At 43.1% G+C, this 14,308-nt stretch carries 16 protein-coding genes; 3 read left to right on the forward strand and 13 right to left on the reverse strand.

What is annotated here, in order from left to right; genetic code table 11:
- From nrdE to nrdH, 3 genes are read right to left on the reverse strand one after another with little or no spacing between them, the layout of a single operon-like run.
- Positions 1-2,145, reverse strand: a complete 2,145-nt coding sequence (nrdE, locus tag QS795_RS04320) for a class 1b ribonucleoside-diphosphate reductase subunit alpha (protein WP_286270086.1) — start codon at positions 2,143-2,145, stop codon at positions 1-3.
- Positions 2,138-2,566 carry a class Ib ribonucleoside-diphosphate reductase assembly flavoprotein NrdI gene (gene nrdI / locus QS795_RS04325; protein ID WP_154604606.1) on the reverse strand — a complete coding sequence of 143 codons (429 nt, stop codon included), beginning with the start codon at positions 2,564-2,566 and terminating at the stop codon, positions 2,138-2,140. Before nrdI ends, nrdE begins: the two co-directional genes overlap by 8 nt.
- A gap of 11 nt (positions 2,567-2,577) precedes the next feature.
- Positions 2,578-2,805: a glutaredoxin-like protein NrdH gene (gene nrdH / locus QS795_RS04330; RefSeq protein WP_036947709.1), complete on the reverse strand. Its 228-nt coding sequence runs from the start codon at positions 2,803-2,805 to the stop codon at positions 2,578-2,580.
- Between the two features lie 297 nt (positions 2,806-3,102).
- Between nrdH and QS795_RS04335 the strand changes: the two genes are divergently transcribed.
- Positions 3,103-3,561 (forward strand): methylated-DNA--[protein]-cysteine S-methyltransferase, encoded by a 459-nt coding sequence (locus QS795_RS04335; protein WP_286270089.1) that lies wholly within the window; start codon positions 3,103-3,105, stop codon positions 3,559-3,561.
- 216 nt (positions 3,562-3,777) lie between these two features.
- The gene (gene cspE, locus QS795_RS04340; RefSeq protein ID WP_006662336.1) at positions 3,778-3,987 is read left to right on the forward strand and encodes a transcription antiterminator/RNA stability regulator CspE; all 210 of its coding nucleotides are present in this window, start codon (positions 3,778-3,780) and stop codon (positions 3,985-3,987) included.
- A 187-nt stretch (positions 3,988-4,174) separates the two neighbouring features.
- On the opposite strand, the gene lipA is transcribed toward cspE, so the two are convergent.
- From lipA to rsfS, 9 genes are all read right to left on the reverse strand, one after another.
- Positions 4,175-5,140, reverse strand: coding sequence for a lipoyl synthase (lipA, locus tag QS795_RS04345; protein ID WP_154604609.1), 966 nt, complete (start codon positions 5,138-5,140; stop codon positions 4,175-4,177).
- A gap of 70 nt (positions 5,141-5,210) precedes the next feature.
- Positions 5,211-5,774 carry a lipoyl(octanoyl) transferase LipB gene (lipB, locus tag QS795_RS04350; protein WP_230086623.1) on the reverse strand — a complete coding sequence of 188 codons (564 nt, stop codon included), beginning with the start codon at positions 5,772-5,774 and terminating at the stop codon, positions 5,211-5,213.
- Positions 5,775-5,990: 216 nt separating this feature from the next.
- Positions 5,991-6,254, reverse strand: coding sequence for a DUF493 family protein YbeD (gene ybeD, locus QS795_RS04355; protein WP_006662335.1), 264 nt, complete (start codon positions 6,252-6,254; stop codon positions 5,991-5,993).
- Positions 6,255-6,407: 153 nt separating this feature from the next.
- Positions 6,408-7,637 carry a D-alanyl-D-alanine carboxypeptidase DacA gene (dacA, locus tag QS795_RS04360; RefSeq protein WP_132494210.1) on the reverse strand — a complete coding sequence of 410 codons (1,230 nt, stop codon included), beginning with the start codon at positions 7,635-7,637 and terminating at the stop codon, positions 6,408-6,410.
- A 191-nt stretch (positions 7,638-7,828) separates the two neighbouring features.
- On the reverse strand, positions 7,829-8,806 hold the full coding sequence (gene rlpA, locus QS795_RS04365; RefSeq protein ID WP_154604611.1) for an endolytic peptidoglycan transglycosylase RlpA: 978 nt from the start codon (positions 8,804-8,806) through the stop codon (positions 7,829-7,831).
- A gap of 13 nt (positions 8,807-8,819) precedes the next feature.
- Positions 8,820-9,932 carry a peptidoglycan glycosyltransferase MrdB gene (gene mrdB / locus QS795_RS04370; protein ID WP_286270090.1) on the reverse strand — a complete coding sequence of 371 codons (1,113 nt, stop codon included), beginning with the start codon at positions 9,930-9,932 and terminating at the stop codon, positions 8,820-8,822.
- Positions 9,933-9,934: 2 nt separating this feature from the next.
- Positions 9,935-11,824 carry a peptidoglycan DD-transpeptidase MrdA gene (gene mrdA / locus QS795_RS04375; RefSeq protein WP_286270091.1) on the reverse strand — a complete coding sequence of 630 codons (1,890 nt, stop codon included), beginning with the start codon at positions 11,822-11,824 and terminating at the stop codon, positions 9,935-9,937.
- Positions 11,825-11,856: 32 nt separating this feature from the next.
- Positions 11,857-12,327, reverse strand: coding sequence for a 23S rRNA (pseudouridine(1915)-N(3))-methyltransferase RlmH (gene rlmH / locus QS795_RS04380; RefSeq protein ID WP_006660942.1), 471 nt, complete (start codon positions 12,325-12,327; stop codon positions 11,857-11,859).
- A gap of 2 nt (positions 12,328-12,329) precedes the next feature.
- Positions 12,330-12,656 carry a ribosome silencing factor gene (rsfS, locus tag QS795_RS04385; RefSeq protein ID WP_080675589.1) on the reverse strand — a complete coding sequence of 109 codons (327 nt, stop codon included), beginning with the start codon at positions 12,654-12,656 and terminating at the stop codon, positions 12,330-12,332.
- A gap of 278 nt (positions 12,657-12,934) precedes the next feature.
- On the opposite strand from rsfS, the gene QS795_RS04390 reads away from it, so the two are divergent.
- Positions 12,935-13,657, forward strand: a complete 723-nt coding sequence (locus QS795_RS04390) for a YbgA family protein (protein ID WP_318626942.1) — start codon at positions 12,935-12,937, stop codon at positions 13,655-13,657.
- Here the strand turns inward: QS795_RS04390 and nadD are convergent.
- Entirely contained in the window at positions 13,648-14,304 is a 657-nt protein-coding gene (gene nadD, locus QS795_RS04395) for a nicotinate-nucleotide adenylyltransferase (protein WP_286270093.1), read from the reverse strand. The two genes, QS795_RS04390 and nadD, sit on opposite strands and share 10 nt — an antisense overlap.
- Between the last annotated feature and the right edge of the window lie 4 nt (positions 14,305-14,308).

Raw genomic sequence — 14,308 nt, forward strand, 5'->3', positions numbered from 1 at the left:
TTACAGTGAGCAGGAGACGCAGCCTTCGACTTCGGTGCCTTCAAGTGCAGTCTGACGTAATCGAATGTAATACAAGGTTTTGATCCCTTTTCGCCATGCGTATATTTGGGCTTTATTGATATCGCGGGTGGTGGCATTGCCATCAAAAAATAGGGTTAGTGATAAACCTTGGTCGACGTGTTGGGTGGCTTCGGCATAGGTATCAATAATTTTCTCAGGACCAATCTGATAAGCATCTTGGTAGTATTTGAGATTCTCATTGGTCATAAAAGGGGCTGGGTAGTAAACACGCCCAATTTTACCTTCTTTACGAATTTCGATAGGCGCTACCACAGGATGAATGCTGGAGGTAGCATTATTGATATAAGAGATAGATCCTGTTGGCGGAATGGCCTGCAAGTTTTGATTGTAAATTCCATGGGTCATCACGGACTGTTTTAATGTCTGCCAGTCCGCCTGTGTTGGTATTTCGATGCCCGAACGTCGGAATAATTCCTGCACGGTTTGGGTCTTTGGTGACCAGGTTTTGTTGATATATTTATCAAAATACTCGCCACTGGCGTAGGTGGACATTTCAAAACCATCAAAGGTTTGTTGGCGTTCAATAGCTAATTGGTTCGAGGTTTTTAAGGCATGGTATGCCACGGTGTAAAAGTAGATATTGGTAAAATCTAACCCTTCTTCAGAACCATAATGAATATGTTCACGGGCTAAGAAACCATGTAAATTCATTTGCCCTAAACCAATAGCGTGAGATTGTTGGTTGCCTTTGGCTATGGATGGAACGGAGCGAATATTGCTCATGTCAGAGACGGCAGTTAGGGCGCGAACAGCAGTATCAATCGAGCGTGAAAAATCAGGAGAATCCATGGTTTTGGCGATGTTCATGGAGCCTAAGTTACAGCTAATGTCTTTGCCGATATGTTGGTAACTTAAATCCTCTTCATAAAGGCTAGGCTGGTTTACCTGTAAAATCTCAGAGCACAAGTTACTCATATTGATTCGACCTGCAATGGGATTGGCGCGGTTAGCGGTATCCTCAAACAAAATGTAGGGATAGCCAGATTCAAATTGAATTTCAGCGATAGTCTGGAAAAACTCTCGTGCATTAATTTTGAATTTCTTGATGGCTTTGTTATTCACCATTTCATGATATTTTTCTGTCACGCTGATTTCAGACATCGGTACCCCATAGACTTTTTGGATGTCATAGGGGGAAAACAGGTACATATCTTCATTATTTTTAGCGAGTTGGAAGGTGATATCGGGGATCACGACTCCAAGCGAAAGCGTTTTAATACGAATTTTTTCATCCGCATTTTCCCGTTTGGTATCTAAAAATCGCAGGATATCGGGGTGGTGAGCATGAAGATATACTGCACCAGCGCCTTGTCTTGCTCCTAGCTGATTGGCATAGGAAAAAGCATCTTCCAGCATTTTCATCACCGGAACCACGCCAGACGATTGGTTTTCTATCTGTTTAATGGGTGCGCCTTGTTCGCGCAAATTACTCATCAAGAAAGCGACTCCACCGCCACGCTTAGAGAGCTGTAACGCTGAATTCACTGAGCGCCCGATAGATTCCATATTGTCTTCTATACGCAGTAAAAAGCAGGAAATAAGCTCACCTCGTTGCTTTTTGCCACCATTAAGGAATGTAGGAGTGGCTGGCTGAAAACGTCCGCTAATGATTTCATCCACTAAGAGAGTCGCGAGGGATTTTGAGCCTTGCGCTAAAGCTAGGGCAACCATACAAACGCGGTCTTCATAACGTTCAAGATAGCGCTCGCCATCGAAGGTTTTTAGGGTGTAGCTGGTGTAATACTTAAAGGCACCCAAAAAGGTTTGGAAGCGAAATTTGTGGGCGTAGGCTTGTTTGAAAAGCTGTTTAATAAATGGGAAATCGTATTGTGCGAGCACCTCTTCTTCGTAGTAATTTTCGTTGACTAAGAAATCGAGTTTTTCTTTTAGATCATGAAAAAAGACCGTGTTTTGATTTACATGCTGGCGGAAATAGAGATGCGCGGCTTGTTTGTCTTTATCCAGCTGTAATCGGCCTTCACTATCATAAAGGTTTAGCATCGCATTGAGCGCGTGGTAGTCCGCATTGTTATTATGATTATTATTGTGCTGTGGGTTATCCATTGATCTGCTCCTTTGTGTGAGCCCAGAATGTTTTTAATCCTTGTTTTACAGATTGCACATCGCGATCCGTGCCTAATAATTCAAATCGGTAGAGGAAGGGGATTGCGCATTTTTGAGCGACAATGTTGCCGGCAATAGCATAAGCCTCTCCAAAGTTAGTATTACCCGCGGCGATGACGCCGCGAATTAACGCACGGTTTGCTGCGATATTAAGAAAGTGCACCACTTCTTTAGGTACAGCTCCATGAGCAGTTCCACCACCATAAGTCGGCAGCAACAGCACATAGGGCTGTGAGGCGAGAAGCGCATTATCAGGTAGATGACCTATGGGAATGCGAGTGGCAGGCAATTGCAATTTTTCGACGAATCGATGGCAATTACCCGAGCGACTCGAGAAATAAATTAGCGGCTGAGTGGTCATTTCAAACTCTCTTACTCAATCAGTGCATTGATTTTATCGGGGCGGAAGCCTGACCAATGCTGCTCCCCAACAATGACGACGGGAAGCTGCTGATAACCTAGTTTTCTTATGAACTCAATGGCTTGGTTATCTTCAGAAAGGTCGATAATGGTGTACGGTAATTGCTTGCGCTCAAACGCTTGGTAGGTGGCATTACACTGGACGCAGTTGGGTTTACTATAAATGGTAATCTCAGTCATTTTTTTCACCTTAACATTTTCAGAACGTGGTAGTTACGTAATGGTGGTGTGTCGAAGATGACTGGATCCTATATATAGATAAAAAATATTTCAACCATACAATATATAGTGATTTCTTTGTTTGAATGATAATCATTCGAATTATTGTCTATGCTGTTATTAACATTGGAAATAAAAAAATTCAGGGGGAGATGATTCAGTTAGCTACACTGAGAAAAAATATCATTGCAAAGTAGAAATAATTTACCTTATAACTGTATATACAATCAGGTAAATGAATCCTTTTGAGGAGATGTTATGTACCATCAATATTTAGTAGCCCCAGAAAACTTTCCGAAACCGTGGATCCATATTACGGCTGATGATGAAGGTGTGACGAGTATCTATTTTGTTGATGAAAAAACGGAGAAGGAGTTGAAAAACGAATTCTCAAAGCAGTGTGCGAAAGAACTAAAAGAATATTTTAATCATAAGCGGAAAGTATTTTCGGTTAAATTGAATCCACAAGGTACTGAATTTCAGAAAAAAGTCTGGAAGCATTTGTGCGAAATTCCTTATGGTGAGCGCTGGAGTTATAAAGATCTCGCCTTAAAACTGGGCTCGGTTAACTATTGTCGAGCAGTCGGTATGGCCAATTCTCGTAATCCTATATCTTTGATTGTGCCTTGCCATCGTGTTTTAGGACATGACGGAAAGCTGGTGGGGTATACGGGAGGATTGGATATTAAAGATTGGTTACTTATTCATGAGAAGTAAACGCTAAAAAATTAACCATGAGTAATACTTACCTTTGCATTAATTACTATTATTAAGAATTATCCCCGTTTTCTGGGCGAAAGAGGTGGATAAATAATATTTTTTTATCATTTAAATCAATTTTCGTGATCTAGGTTGTAGACAAGCCAGTTATATATTTGATGTACTGAGCTTGATACAGATGGTGTGTCTATTTTATTTTAAAGGTAATATTTGATGTCTAAAGTTAAAGGTAACGTTAAGTGGTTCAATGAGTCCAAAGGTTTTGGTTTTATCACTCCAGAAGATGGTAGCAAAGATGTTTTTGTTCACTTCTCTGCGATTTCTGGCGACGGTTTCAAAACCTTAGCAGAAGGCCAAAAAGTTGAATTTGAAATCACTGAAGGCGCGAAAGGTCCATCAGCTGCTAACGTTGTCTCTTTGTAATTAAATACTTAGAAACGAACAGCACTGAACTCGCACTAGCTTTGCTAGCGCGAGTTTTTTTATGGTTAAAATTGACCTAATGATATTTTTTATTGGTGATAAATTAGGTAACTAATAAAAAACCCCAATGTGTAGTAATTCACAATTGGGGTTTCTTTTAATCACTATTTTGACGAAAAGATTAATATTATTTAACTTCTTCGCCTTTTGCTTGTAGATCGGCATGATAGGAAGAGCGCACAAACGGGCCACAGGCTGCGTGAGTGAAGCCCATATCCATCGCTGCCTCTTTCATTTCATCGAACTCAGCAGGGCTTACATAGCGTTTAACGGGTAAATGGTGACGGCTTGGCTGCAAGTATTGCCCCAACGTTAACATAGTTACGCCATGACGACGCAGATCACGCATCACTTCAATGATCTCTTCATTGGTTTCCCCTAAGCCCACCATTAGGCCGGATTTTGTTGGGATTTCAGGGTGCGCTTCTTTGAATTTTTCCAATAATTTCAGAGACCATTCGTAGTTAGCTCCAGGGCGAACTTGGCGGTAAATACGCGGTACGTTTTCAAGGTTGTGGTTAAACACATCCGGTGGTGTCGCGGTGAGAATTTCTAATGCGCGATCCATACGTCCTCGGAAGTCAGGGACGAGAGTTTCAATTTTAATGGTCGGGCTTTTTTCTCGAATGGCACTGATACAGTCAGCGAAGTGCTGAGCACCGCCATCACGTAAATCATCACGGTCAACGGAGGTAATAACCACATATCGCAGTGCCATATCTTTGATGGTTTGCGCTAATTTTACTGGTTCATTCGCATCAGGGGCATTTGGTCGACCATGGGCAACGTCACAGAATGGGCAACGGCGAGTACAGATCGCACCTAAGATCATAAAGGTGGCGGTTCCGTGGTTAAAACATTCAGAGAGGTTAGGGCAGGAAGCTTCTTCGCAGACTGAGTGCAGGCCATTTTTACGCATTGCGGCTTTAATGCCTTGAATTCGCGTAGAATCAGCTGGCAATCTGATTTTCATCCAGTCAGGTTTACGTAGAATTTCTTCACGTTCCGTCACCACGTTTTTAACAGGGATCAGTGCCATTTTATCGGCGTCACGGTATTTAATTCCACGCTCGATCTGAATTGGTTTACTCATAATGTGCCGGTTCCAGTTATCTGTTTGCCATTAAAATTTTTTTGAAAAATGTTAAAAAATTATAGCATTATTATTGAACAATATGAAATCCAAGTGTGTCACAGAACTGACTAATAAGCACTGGCTGAACATCGTTTAATGTAATGTTTGGCGACAGTGCTCTCACTTGTGTCATTTTCAATTCACTATAACCACAAGGGTTAATGCGATTAAAAGGCTCGAGATCCATATCCACATTCAGCGCCAATCCATGGAATGAACAACCTTTTCGAATACGTAAGCCAAGGGAGCAAATTTTGTCTCCGTTGACATAAACGCCGGGTGCATCAGGGCGCGGATACGCACTAATATTAAAATGGGCGAGGGTATTGACCACGCAATTTTCTAGGGCGCTAACAAGCTCACGGACACCAATGTGGCTACGTTTTAGATCTATCATCACATACATGACTTGCTGACCGGGACCATGGTAAGTCACTTGTCCACCGCGATCACTTTGGATCACGGGGATATTGCCTGGCGCGAGAAGGTGTTCGGCTTTGCCAGCTTGCCCTTGGGTAAATACAGAAGGGTGCTGAACCAGCCAAATTTCGTCGCAGGTATCAGGGGTGCGGGATTCAGTAAATTGGTGCATTGCCTCAGATGTGCTCTCGTAGGGAGCCAGACCTAAGTCGCGGATGATGATGCTATTCTTCGACAAAATTCGGTGTCCACAGGCTGTAAAGATGAATGGCAGTATAACGCTGTGAACGCGTTACCACCAGTTTGTCTTGTTATTAACTTGTTATTTTTTAGCTGATATTACGGATAATAAAAAACCGAGCCGGTGGCTCGGTTTTCTTGTTGCTAATTACAGCACAACTTTCACTAACTCTAATGCGCCTAACTCAGTGTAGAGCGTTTCAACTTGCTCAATATGAGTCGCGTTAATCGTAATAGAGACAGAATGGTAGTTGCCTTTGCTGCTCGGTTTAACGTCTGGTGCATAATCACCTGGAGCATGGCGTTGAACCACTTCAATGACTTGGTCAACTAATTCTGGCTGCGCTAGGCCCATCACTTTGTAGGTCAATGGACATGGGAACTCAAGCAGTTCACCTAATTTCGTTTTCATGGGCACTCCTAAAAATATTGATTAGCGCCTGCATAAAAATTGGCTGGAAGAAAATAGATTTCGCCAGCCAACTCATTCCCCATCAGGGTTTGTATTTCACTACAGGCTTTCAGATACAAACTATATGGGGTTAACTGATTTCAATTTCAAGTATTAACCAAACCAACGATGGAATAATAGTTTGATGTAGTCGATTAAACGGCTGAAGAAACCGCCTTCTTCAACATCTTTTAATACCGCTAAAGGACGCTGTTCGATGGTTTTACCGTCTAATTGGAAGCTAATCGTTCCCACTTGCTGGCCTTTTTTCAGTGGCGCTTCGATTTCAGTGGTGGTTAATTCGTAGCTTGCTTTTAAGTCTTTTAAACGACCGCGAGGGATCGTGAGGTACAGGTCTTCAACCACACCTAGTTTAATTTCGCTGTCATCGCCAAACCAAACTGGGGCAGTGGCAAATTCGACGCCAGCTTGCAGTGGTTTCACTGTTTCATAGAAGCGGAAGCCGTAAGTCAGTAATTTTTTGCTTTCTGCATCACGACCTTTGCTGCTCTTTCCACCCATAACGACTGAAATCAGACGCATATCGCCATCTTTTGCGGAGGCAACTAAGTTATAACCTGCTGCATCAGTGTGACCTGTTTTGATCCCATCAACCGCAAGGCTCTTATCCCATAACAGACCATTACGGTTAGTTTGACGGATATTGTTAAACGTGAATTCTTTTTCTTTATAAATTTCGTACTCTTCCGGCACATCACGGATCAGCGCTTGGCCAATCAACGCCATATCACGAGCAGAGCTGTATTGACCCGCTGCATCGAGGCCATGAACGGTTTGGAAGTGCGTATTTTGCAGGCCCAGTTTATTCACGTAGGTGTTCATCAAGTTAACAAAGTTAGCTTGGTCCCCCGCGACATAGTCAGCCATAGCAACACAGGCATCATTACCGGATTGTAAGTTAATACCACGGGTTAGCTGAGAGACACTCACGCGATCCCCAGGCTTTAAGAACATTAATGAAGAGCCTTTGAAAATTGGGTTGCCTGTCGCCCATGCATCATCACCCACGGTGACCATGTCATTCGCGCCAATTTTACCTGATTTAATGGCTTGGCCGATGACATAGCTCGTCATCATTTTGGTCAAGCTAGCAGGGTCGCGGCGCTGATCTGCATTACTTTCGGCAAGCACTTTACCTGAATTGTAATCAATCAAGATATACGCTTCAGCATCGATAGCTGGAGCCGCAGGAACTGAAGTATTTGGAAACGCTTCATTCGCATTTGCAAAAGTGACAGTAGAAACGATCAGTGCAGAAGCCAGCGCAGTCTGACGCACGATTTGTGGCAGAAAGACATTGCGTGATGAGGAGACATTTTTCATGGTTGTATCATTACATCCAACATTCGGTTAACACAAGAAAGCGCAGTTTAGCAAAAGTTCGAAGGCAGATAAAAGAAGCTCTTGCGCTGTGCAGATAAATTTACGTTAGTTTATACCCGTTGTACTTTAAGTTGCAGGGGGAGCTATCAATAATTTCCCCCAGCAACGTAAATTATTCGGTCATTGAGTGATTAAGGGGCAACAACCATGGATTGTTGATTGCGCTCAGACTGCAAACGAGATTGTATCTCTACGGCTTGTTGTCTCGTTGCAAAAGGCCCTAATTGAACACGGTAGATGCCATTGTAAGGCTGTAGACGACCCGGTACGTTAAACTGATTTTTTAAGTTATCCAACATACTTTGTGCATTGGCTTTGCTACTGATAGCACCAGCTTGAACTAAGAAACCACGTTCAGGCACGGATTCTGTCTCAGTGGCTTTCGGTGCAACTTGAGGTTCTGGTTGCTTGATGTTCATATCCGGCATCGTTGGTTGCATAGGTTCCGCAGGCTGTTTTACAGGTAATGCGTTGCTTGGCGCTGGGGATTCTTGCATCACCGGCGTGCCTAATGGGCCTGAACCTAATTGAGGGCGATCAGGCAGGGCATAACTTTGTTTAACAAAGTTTGAACCTACAGTTCCAGGCCCAGATAAGCTTCCATCTGGAGCAACTTGGATGGCATCAATCTTAATTTTTGTGGTCGTCATCAGATTTAAACGATCGGCGACTGCACGGGATACGGCAATACTTTTACCGGGAGTATAAGGACCACGATCATTAATGCGAACTACCATCATACGTCCGTTCATCATGTTGGTAATACGAGCATAACTTGGGATTGGTAGTGTAGGGTGAGCGGCAGTTAACTCTACTGGGTTAGCGCGTTCACCAATGGCAGTCAATTGACCGGAAGCTTCTTGACCATAAATTGACGCATAGCCCACTTGGGAAAATTGCGCGGGTTCACGGACAATTTGGTATTGCTTGCCATTACGCTGGTAATCATTATTTGCCGTTGGGTGATAAGGCTCATAATGTGGCTCAGCACCCAACACATCTTGTGTAGGGACATTGGTGGGTACTGTTGGCTGCTGCTTAACGTCTTCGTTAATACACCCACTGAGTAATGTGGTTGCCATGGCGAGCATAATCCATTGTAAACGCATACTAAGCCTCATTTTATAAACTCTTAGATAAAAATTTTCTGTGGGTATGGATAGACATGATAATACCGAATCCAGCCATTAAAACAATTAAGGCTGAGCCCCCATAACTCACTAAGGGGAGGGGAACTCCCACGACAGGTAGAATACCACTCACCATACCAATATTAACAAACACATACACAAATAGGATTAGGATTAATCCGCCGATCATGACTCGCCCGAAGGTGTTTTGCGCATTTGCTGCAATGTATAGCCCACGAATAATCAATAGGATATAAAGACCCAATAAGATCAAGACACCAATCAATCCAAGCTCTTCAGCTAATACAGCGAAAATAAAGTCGGTGTGACGTTCAGGTAAAAATTCTAGTTGAGACTGAGTACCTTCCAACCAGCCTTTACCCAGTAAACCGCCAGAACCAATCGCAATTTTAGATTGGATGATGTGATAGCCTTTACCTAACGGGTCACTTTCTGGGTCAAGTAGCATCATGACTCGCGCTCTCTGATAGTCATGCATTAAGAAGAACCAGAGCATCGGAATAAAGGCGGCAACGGCGACGGCAGCAACGGCAATTAAACGCCAGCTCATTCCCGCTAAAAATAGGACAAATAGCCCTGATGCAGCAACAAGGATCGAGGTACCCAAATCTGGTTGAGCCGCTACCAGTAATGTTGGGACAAAAATAAACACGAGGGCAATACAGGTATTTTTAAAGGTCGGCGGGCATGAGTCGCGGTTCATAAAGCGAGCCACCATGAGCGGCACTGCGATTTTCGCAATCTCTGACGGTTGGAATCGAACAAAGCCCAAATCTAGCCAGCGCTGAGCCCCTTTACTGATTTGCCCAAACACATCAACGAAGACTAATAGAATCACGCAGAAAATAAACAGGTGTGGCGCGAGGCTTTCATACATGCGAGGTGGAATTTGCGCCATTACGATCATCACTACAAAACCGGAAAAAATTTGCCCTAGTTTTCGCTCCATCATATCAGGATCTAACCCGCTAGCACTCCACATGATGAAGGCGCTATAAGCGAGTAAGGCGATGATGATTAATAACATAGGCACATCAATGTGCAGACGTGTTGATAGTGATAATTTTCTCTTATCGTCAGTCATAATTAACGATCTTCCTCTGCACTGGCACCCGTACTTTCGACTTGGGTTTTGTTATCACCTAACAGGACATGGTCAAAGATTTGGCGAACAATATCACCAACTGCAGGGCCTGCTCCCCCGTTTTCTAAAATAATGGCAACGGAAATAGTGGGTTTATCATAAGGTGCATAAGCAATCATTAGTTTATGGTCACGCAAATGCTCGGCTAATTTGCTGGCATTATAGGTTTCATAACTAAATACCTGCGCCGTTCCTGATTTTGCAGCCACTTTATAAGGCGTCCCGACGAAACTACGCTTACCGGTACCATTTGGTGCATTGGCTACGCCGTACATACCCGTTTTGGCCAGTTCCCAATATCCAGAATGGATATCGCCAATTTGTCGAGTTTCTTTGTCTTCATAAGGCACCATGGCATCACCAAGTTTGGTTCCATACAGCAAATGAGGTGTTTTAACTTTTCCGTCATTAATCAACGTCATCAGTGCTTTAGACATTTGGATTGGTGTTGATGTCCAATAACCTTGACCAATCCCGACTGGGATGGTGTCCCCTTGGTACCATGGCTTTTTATAACGTTTTTGTTTCCATTCACGGGTTGGCATGATCCCTTGACGCTCTTCGGAAAGGTCAATGCCTGTATATTCACCGTAACCAAATCGGGTCATCCATTCGGATAGACGATCGATCCCCATGTCATAAGCGACTTGGTAGAAGAAGGTATCCGCGGATTCAATGATCGATTTGACCACATTTAGCTTACCGTGTCCCCAGCGTTTCCAGTCACGATAGCGTTTTTCTGAGCCAGGGAGTTGCCACCAGCCTGGATCGTAGATTGTGGTGTTTGGCGTAATCACTTTTTCGCTTAATGCCGCGACAGAGATAAAGGGTTTCACCGTCGATGCGGGTGGATATAAGCCCTGAGTCGCGCGGTTGATCAACGGCCTGTTAGGGTTATTTAACAGGTCTTGGTAATCTTTGTTGGAAATTCCATTCACAAACAAGTTTGAATCGTAACTTGGTGTGGAAACCAACGCGAGGATCTCACCATTACGCGGGTCCGTGACGATGACTGCGGCACGGCTGGTGGTGAGGATTTTCTCAATATAAGTCTGTAATTCGAGATCGATAGTTAAATAGACATCACGACCTGCTTGCGGTGGCTGTTCGTGTAATTGGCGGATCACTCGGCCACGGCTATTGACTTCAACTTCTTCGTAGCCCGTTTTACCATGTAAAACATCTTCATAGTAACGCTCAATACCTAATTTACCGATATCATGGCTGGCAGCGTAGTTTGGTAATAACCCTTCTTTATCAAGGCGTTCGACGTCTTTATCGTTAATTTTTGCGACGTAGCCGATAACGTGGGTTAATGCGGAACCATACGGGTATGAGCGACGCTGGTAACTTTTCACTTCTAAGCCGGGAAAGCGATACTGATTAACGGCAAAGCGGGCAACTTGAACTTCATTTAGCTGCGTTTTCAGCGCAATAGAGGTAAAGCGACGAGAGCGTTTACGCTCTTTTTCAAAGTTGGTGATATCTTCGTCTGTAAGGTCAACAACATCCCGTAGCTTGTCGAGTGTTTCCTGTAAGTCATCGACTTTTTCAGGAACAATTTCTAGCTGATAAAAGGTGCTATTGAGGGCTAACTGAGTGCCTTTTCGATCATAAATAATGCCGCGGCTAGGCGCTATCGGCACCAATTTAATGCGGTTATCATTTGAGCGTGTTTGGTAATCGTCATGACGGACGACTTGTAGATGATACAAATTGGTCACGAGGATTGAAGTAAGTATGACAATGACGCCGAAAGCAATTAATGCTCGGCGAATAAACAAAACTGATTCTGCGGTATGGTCGCGAAAAGGGGTGCGTTGTTGTTTCATCCCATTGCCATTGTGTACAAATTAATTCCTAACTATTCCCGATGATATGGGTGATTAGTCGTAATACTCCATGCCCGATAAAGACTTTCGGCAACAAGGACGCGAACTAGCGGATGGGGTAGTGTTAGTGGTGATAGCGACCAACTTTGTTCTGCGGCATCTTTACATGCCGGAGCAAGTCCTTCAGGCCCACCAATTAACAGACTGACATTACGACCATCTTGTTTCCACTTGTCTAACTGTACGGCTAATTTGGGTGTATCCCAACGATCCCCTGGAATATCCAGTGTGACGATACGATTGCCTTTGCCGACAGCGGCAAGCATCAATTCACCTTCTTTTTCGAGAATGCGTTTGATGTCTGCATTTTTTCCACGTTTTCCTGCGGGGATTTCGGTTAATTCGAAAGGCATATCTTTGGGAAAACGGTGAAGGTAATCCATAAAGCCGGTCTGTACCCAGTCCGGCATTTTAGTTCCGACAGCGATGAGTTGTAATTTCAAACTCAGCTCCAGAGCTTTTCAAGTTCGTACATGCGGCGGCTTTCATCTTGCATGATATGGACGATGGCATCACCAAGGTCGACAACAATCCAGTCTGAAATGCCTTGACCTTCAACACCGAGAGGCATTAAGCCATTTTTACGGCACGCATCAATTAAACGATCAGCCACAGACATCAGGTGACGAGTTGAGGTCCCTGTGCAGATGATCATTTGGTCAGTAACACTTGATTTCCCATGGACATCGATCGAAATGATATCTTCAGCTTTCGCATCTTCAAGTTGATCGATAATAAATTGTTGGAGTTCAGTTCCTTGCAAAAGGTTCACCTTTCATTCAAATTGAGAGAATCTCTTGTTAAACACTATTCTTGTTAAACACTATTCTTGTTAAAGACTATTCATCATTGTGCTTTCTAGGGGGATCCCCCTAGCAAAGTGCCGCCATTTTACCCCAGATTTTCACAAAAATCGGCTAAATTATTTTTTATTGGTGTAAGAGGGCAATTTATAGGGATATATCGTCCATTGAGCAACAAATTTGTAGTAACTTTACAAAGTTAGTCATCTTCACTACTCCAGAAGTATTTTAGGATAAGAGAGATAATGTGCAATTAATTAAGCCAAAAGTTTTAATGCTAGATGGAATCGCTTATCCATCTAGCGAAATACAGCCATTAACCGATTCCATTGTGACGTGTTTTTCGCCAGAAGAATTTAATCAGACGGATAATGAAAGTGTAGGAATTATTTTTCCAAAACACCATGCACAAAGATTACTGGCATTTTTTCCTGCAAGTTTACCGGTTATTACTGACATTGAATGGCAAAATGTGCAGCAACTTGACCATTTTTTTACGCAATTGTATCTCTTACAACGGATTGAAATATTGGCCCAGCAGTTAACGCATCATGGGATTATTCTATTTCATAGTCAGCATAAGTATCTCATCATGGCGCATTCACCGACTGGCTATCAATTGACCGGTAAGCTAGTTGCAGGGATTAAGAAAGGCGATGACTTGAAATTGTTTTTTGCACAATATAAGGCGAGCTTAATGGAGATCTTTGCATTAATCCCACCCAAAAATATTCAAGTTAATGCGCTTAGTCACATGCAAGGATATTTTAAACGTAGGGCGACGAGAGATGAGAAAAAACATTTATTGGCGTTAATTAATGATTACCGTGACGGGAGAATACCGATAAACCAGCCATTATTGATGATGCGGCAGTTACTTATTCAATATCCTGATAGCTATTTAAGTGCACAATATTATTTTGAACCATATCCTCATTGTGAGCAGATTAGGGGATTACCTTATTCTTGATAAAGGTGATGAGCCTGAATATATTCTAAAACGGCATGAGGAATTAAATCATTACATGAATCCCCTGAGCTTAATTTTTGGCGAATTTCAGTGGCGGAAATATTCACTAGAGGAGTGTCAGCAATAAAGATAAGCCCCTTTGCTTGCAGGCTTAATTGACGAGGATTATCCGTTTGATGTTGACTGAGCCACAGTTGCATTTGCGGGTTAGAAAAGTGAGTAGAATATCCTGGTCTAGCACAAACTAATAAATGACACTTTTCTAAAAGTTGCTCCCACCCATACCAAGTATTGATGGATAGCAGTGAATCCTGCCCAATAATAAAGGCCAGTGGTTGAGTGCTTCCCAACTCTTCACGTAGTTCACTTAAAGTTTCAAGGGTATATGAGGGCGTGCTCTTTTGCAGCTCTCGAGTATCAACAGTAAATAAAGGATTATTTTGAACTGCGAGTTGTACCATCTCCAAACGTTGCATTGGTGAGGCTTGAGGTTGTGGGCGATGGGGGGGAACATGATTAGGTAATAGAATGACTCTTTGTAAGCCAACTTGTTTGGCAAGGGCTTCGACTGGGCGCAAGTGCCCATAATGAATCGGGTCGAAAGTACCGCCAAATAATGCCTGAAGGCCTTGAGGTTTACAGGTCATACTC

It is taken from the genome of Providencia zhijiangensis (assembly GCF_030315915.2).
In the GTDB taxonomy this organism is placed as follows: Bacteria; Pseudomonadota; Gammaproteobacteria; order Enterobacterales; family Enterobacteriaceae; genus Providencia; species Providencia zhijiangensis.

Excerpts from the sequence above, each read along its gene's own strand:
- nrdE (WP_286270086.1), bottom strand. The coding sequence starts at position 2,145 with ATGGATAACCCACAGCACAATAATAATCATAATAACAATGCGGACTAC.
- nrdI (WP_154604606.1), bottom strand. The coding sequence starts at position 2,566 with ATGACCACTCAGCCGCTAATTTATTTCTCGAGTCGCTCGGGTAATTGC.
- nrdH (WP_036947709.1), bottom strand. The coding sequence starts at position 2,805 with ATGACTGAGATTACCATTTATAGTAAACCCAACTGCGTCCAGTGTAAT.
- QS795_RS04335 (WP_286270089.1), top strand. The coding sequence starts at position 3,103 with ATGTACCATCAATATTTAGTAGCCCCAGAAAACTTTCCGAAACCGTGG.
- cspE (WP_006662336.1), top strand. The coding sequence starts at position 3,778 with ATGTCTAAAGTTAAAGGTAACGTTAAGTGGTTCAATGAGTCCAAAGGT.
- lipA (WP_154604609.1), bottom strand. The coding sequence starts at position 5,140 with ATGAGTAAACCAATTCAGATCGAGCGTGGAATTAAATACCGTGACGCC.
- lipB (WP_230086623.1), bottom strand. The coding sequence starts at position 5,774 with ATGCACCAATTTACTGAATCCCGCACCCCTGATACCTGCGACGAAATT.
- ybeD (WP_006662335.1), bottom strand. The coding sequence starts at position 6,254 with ATGAAAACGAAATTAGGTGAACTGCTTGAGTTCCCATGTCCATTGACC.
- dacA (WP_132494210.1), bottom strand. The coding sequence starts at position 7,637 with ATGAAAAATGTCTCCTCATCACGCAATGTCTTTCTGCCACAAATCGTG.
- rlpA (WP_154604611.1), bottom strand. The coding sequence starts at position 8,806 with ATGCGTTTACAATGGATTATGCTCGCCATGGCAACCACATTACTCAGT.
- mrdB (WP_286270090.1), bottom strand. The coding sequence starts at position 9,932 with ATGACTGACGATAAGAGAAAATTATCACTATCAACACGTCTGCACATT.
- mrdA (WP_286270091.1), bottom strand. The coding sequence starts at position 11,824 with ATGAAACAACAACGCACCCCTTTTCGCGACCATACCGCAGAATCAGTT.
- nadD (WP_286270093.1), bottom strand. The coding sequence starts at position 14,304 with ATGACCTGTAAACCTCAAGGCCTTCAGGCATTATTTGGCGGTACTTTC.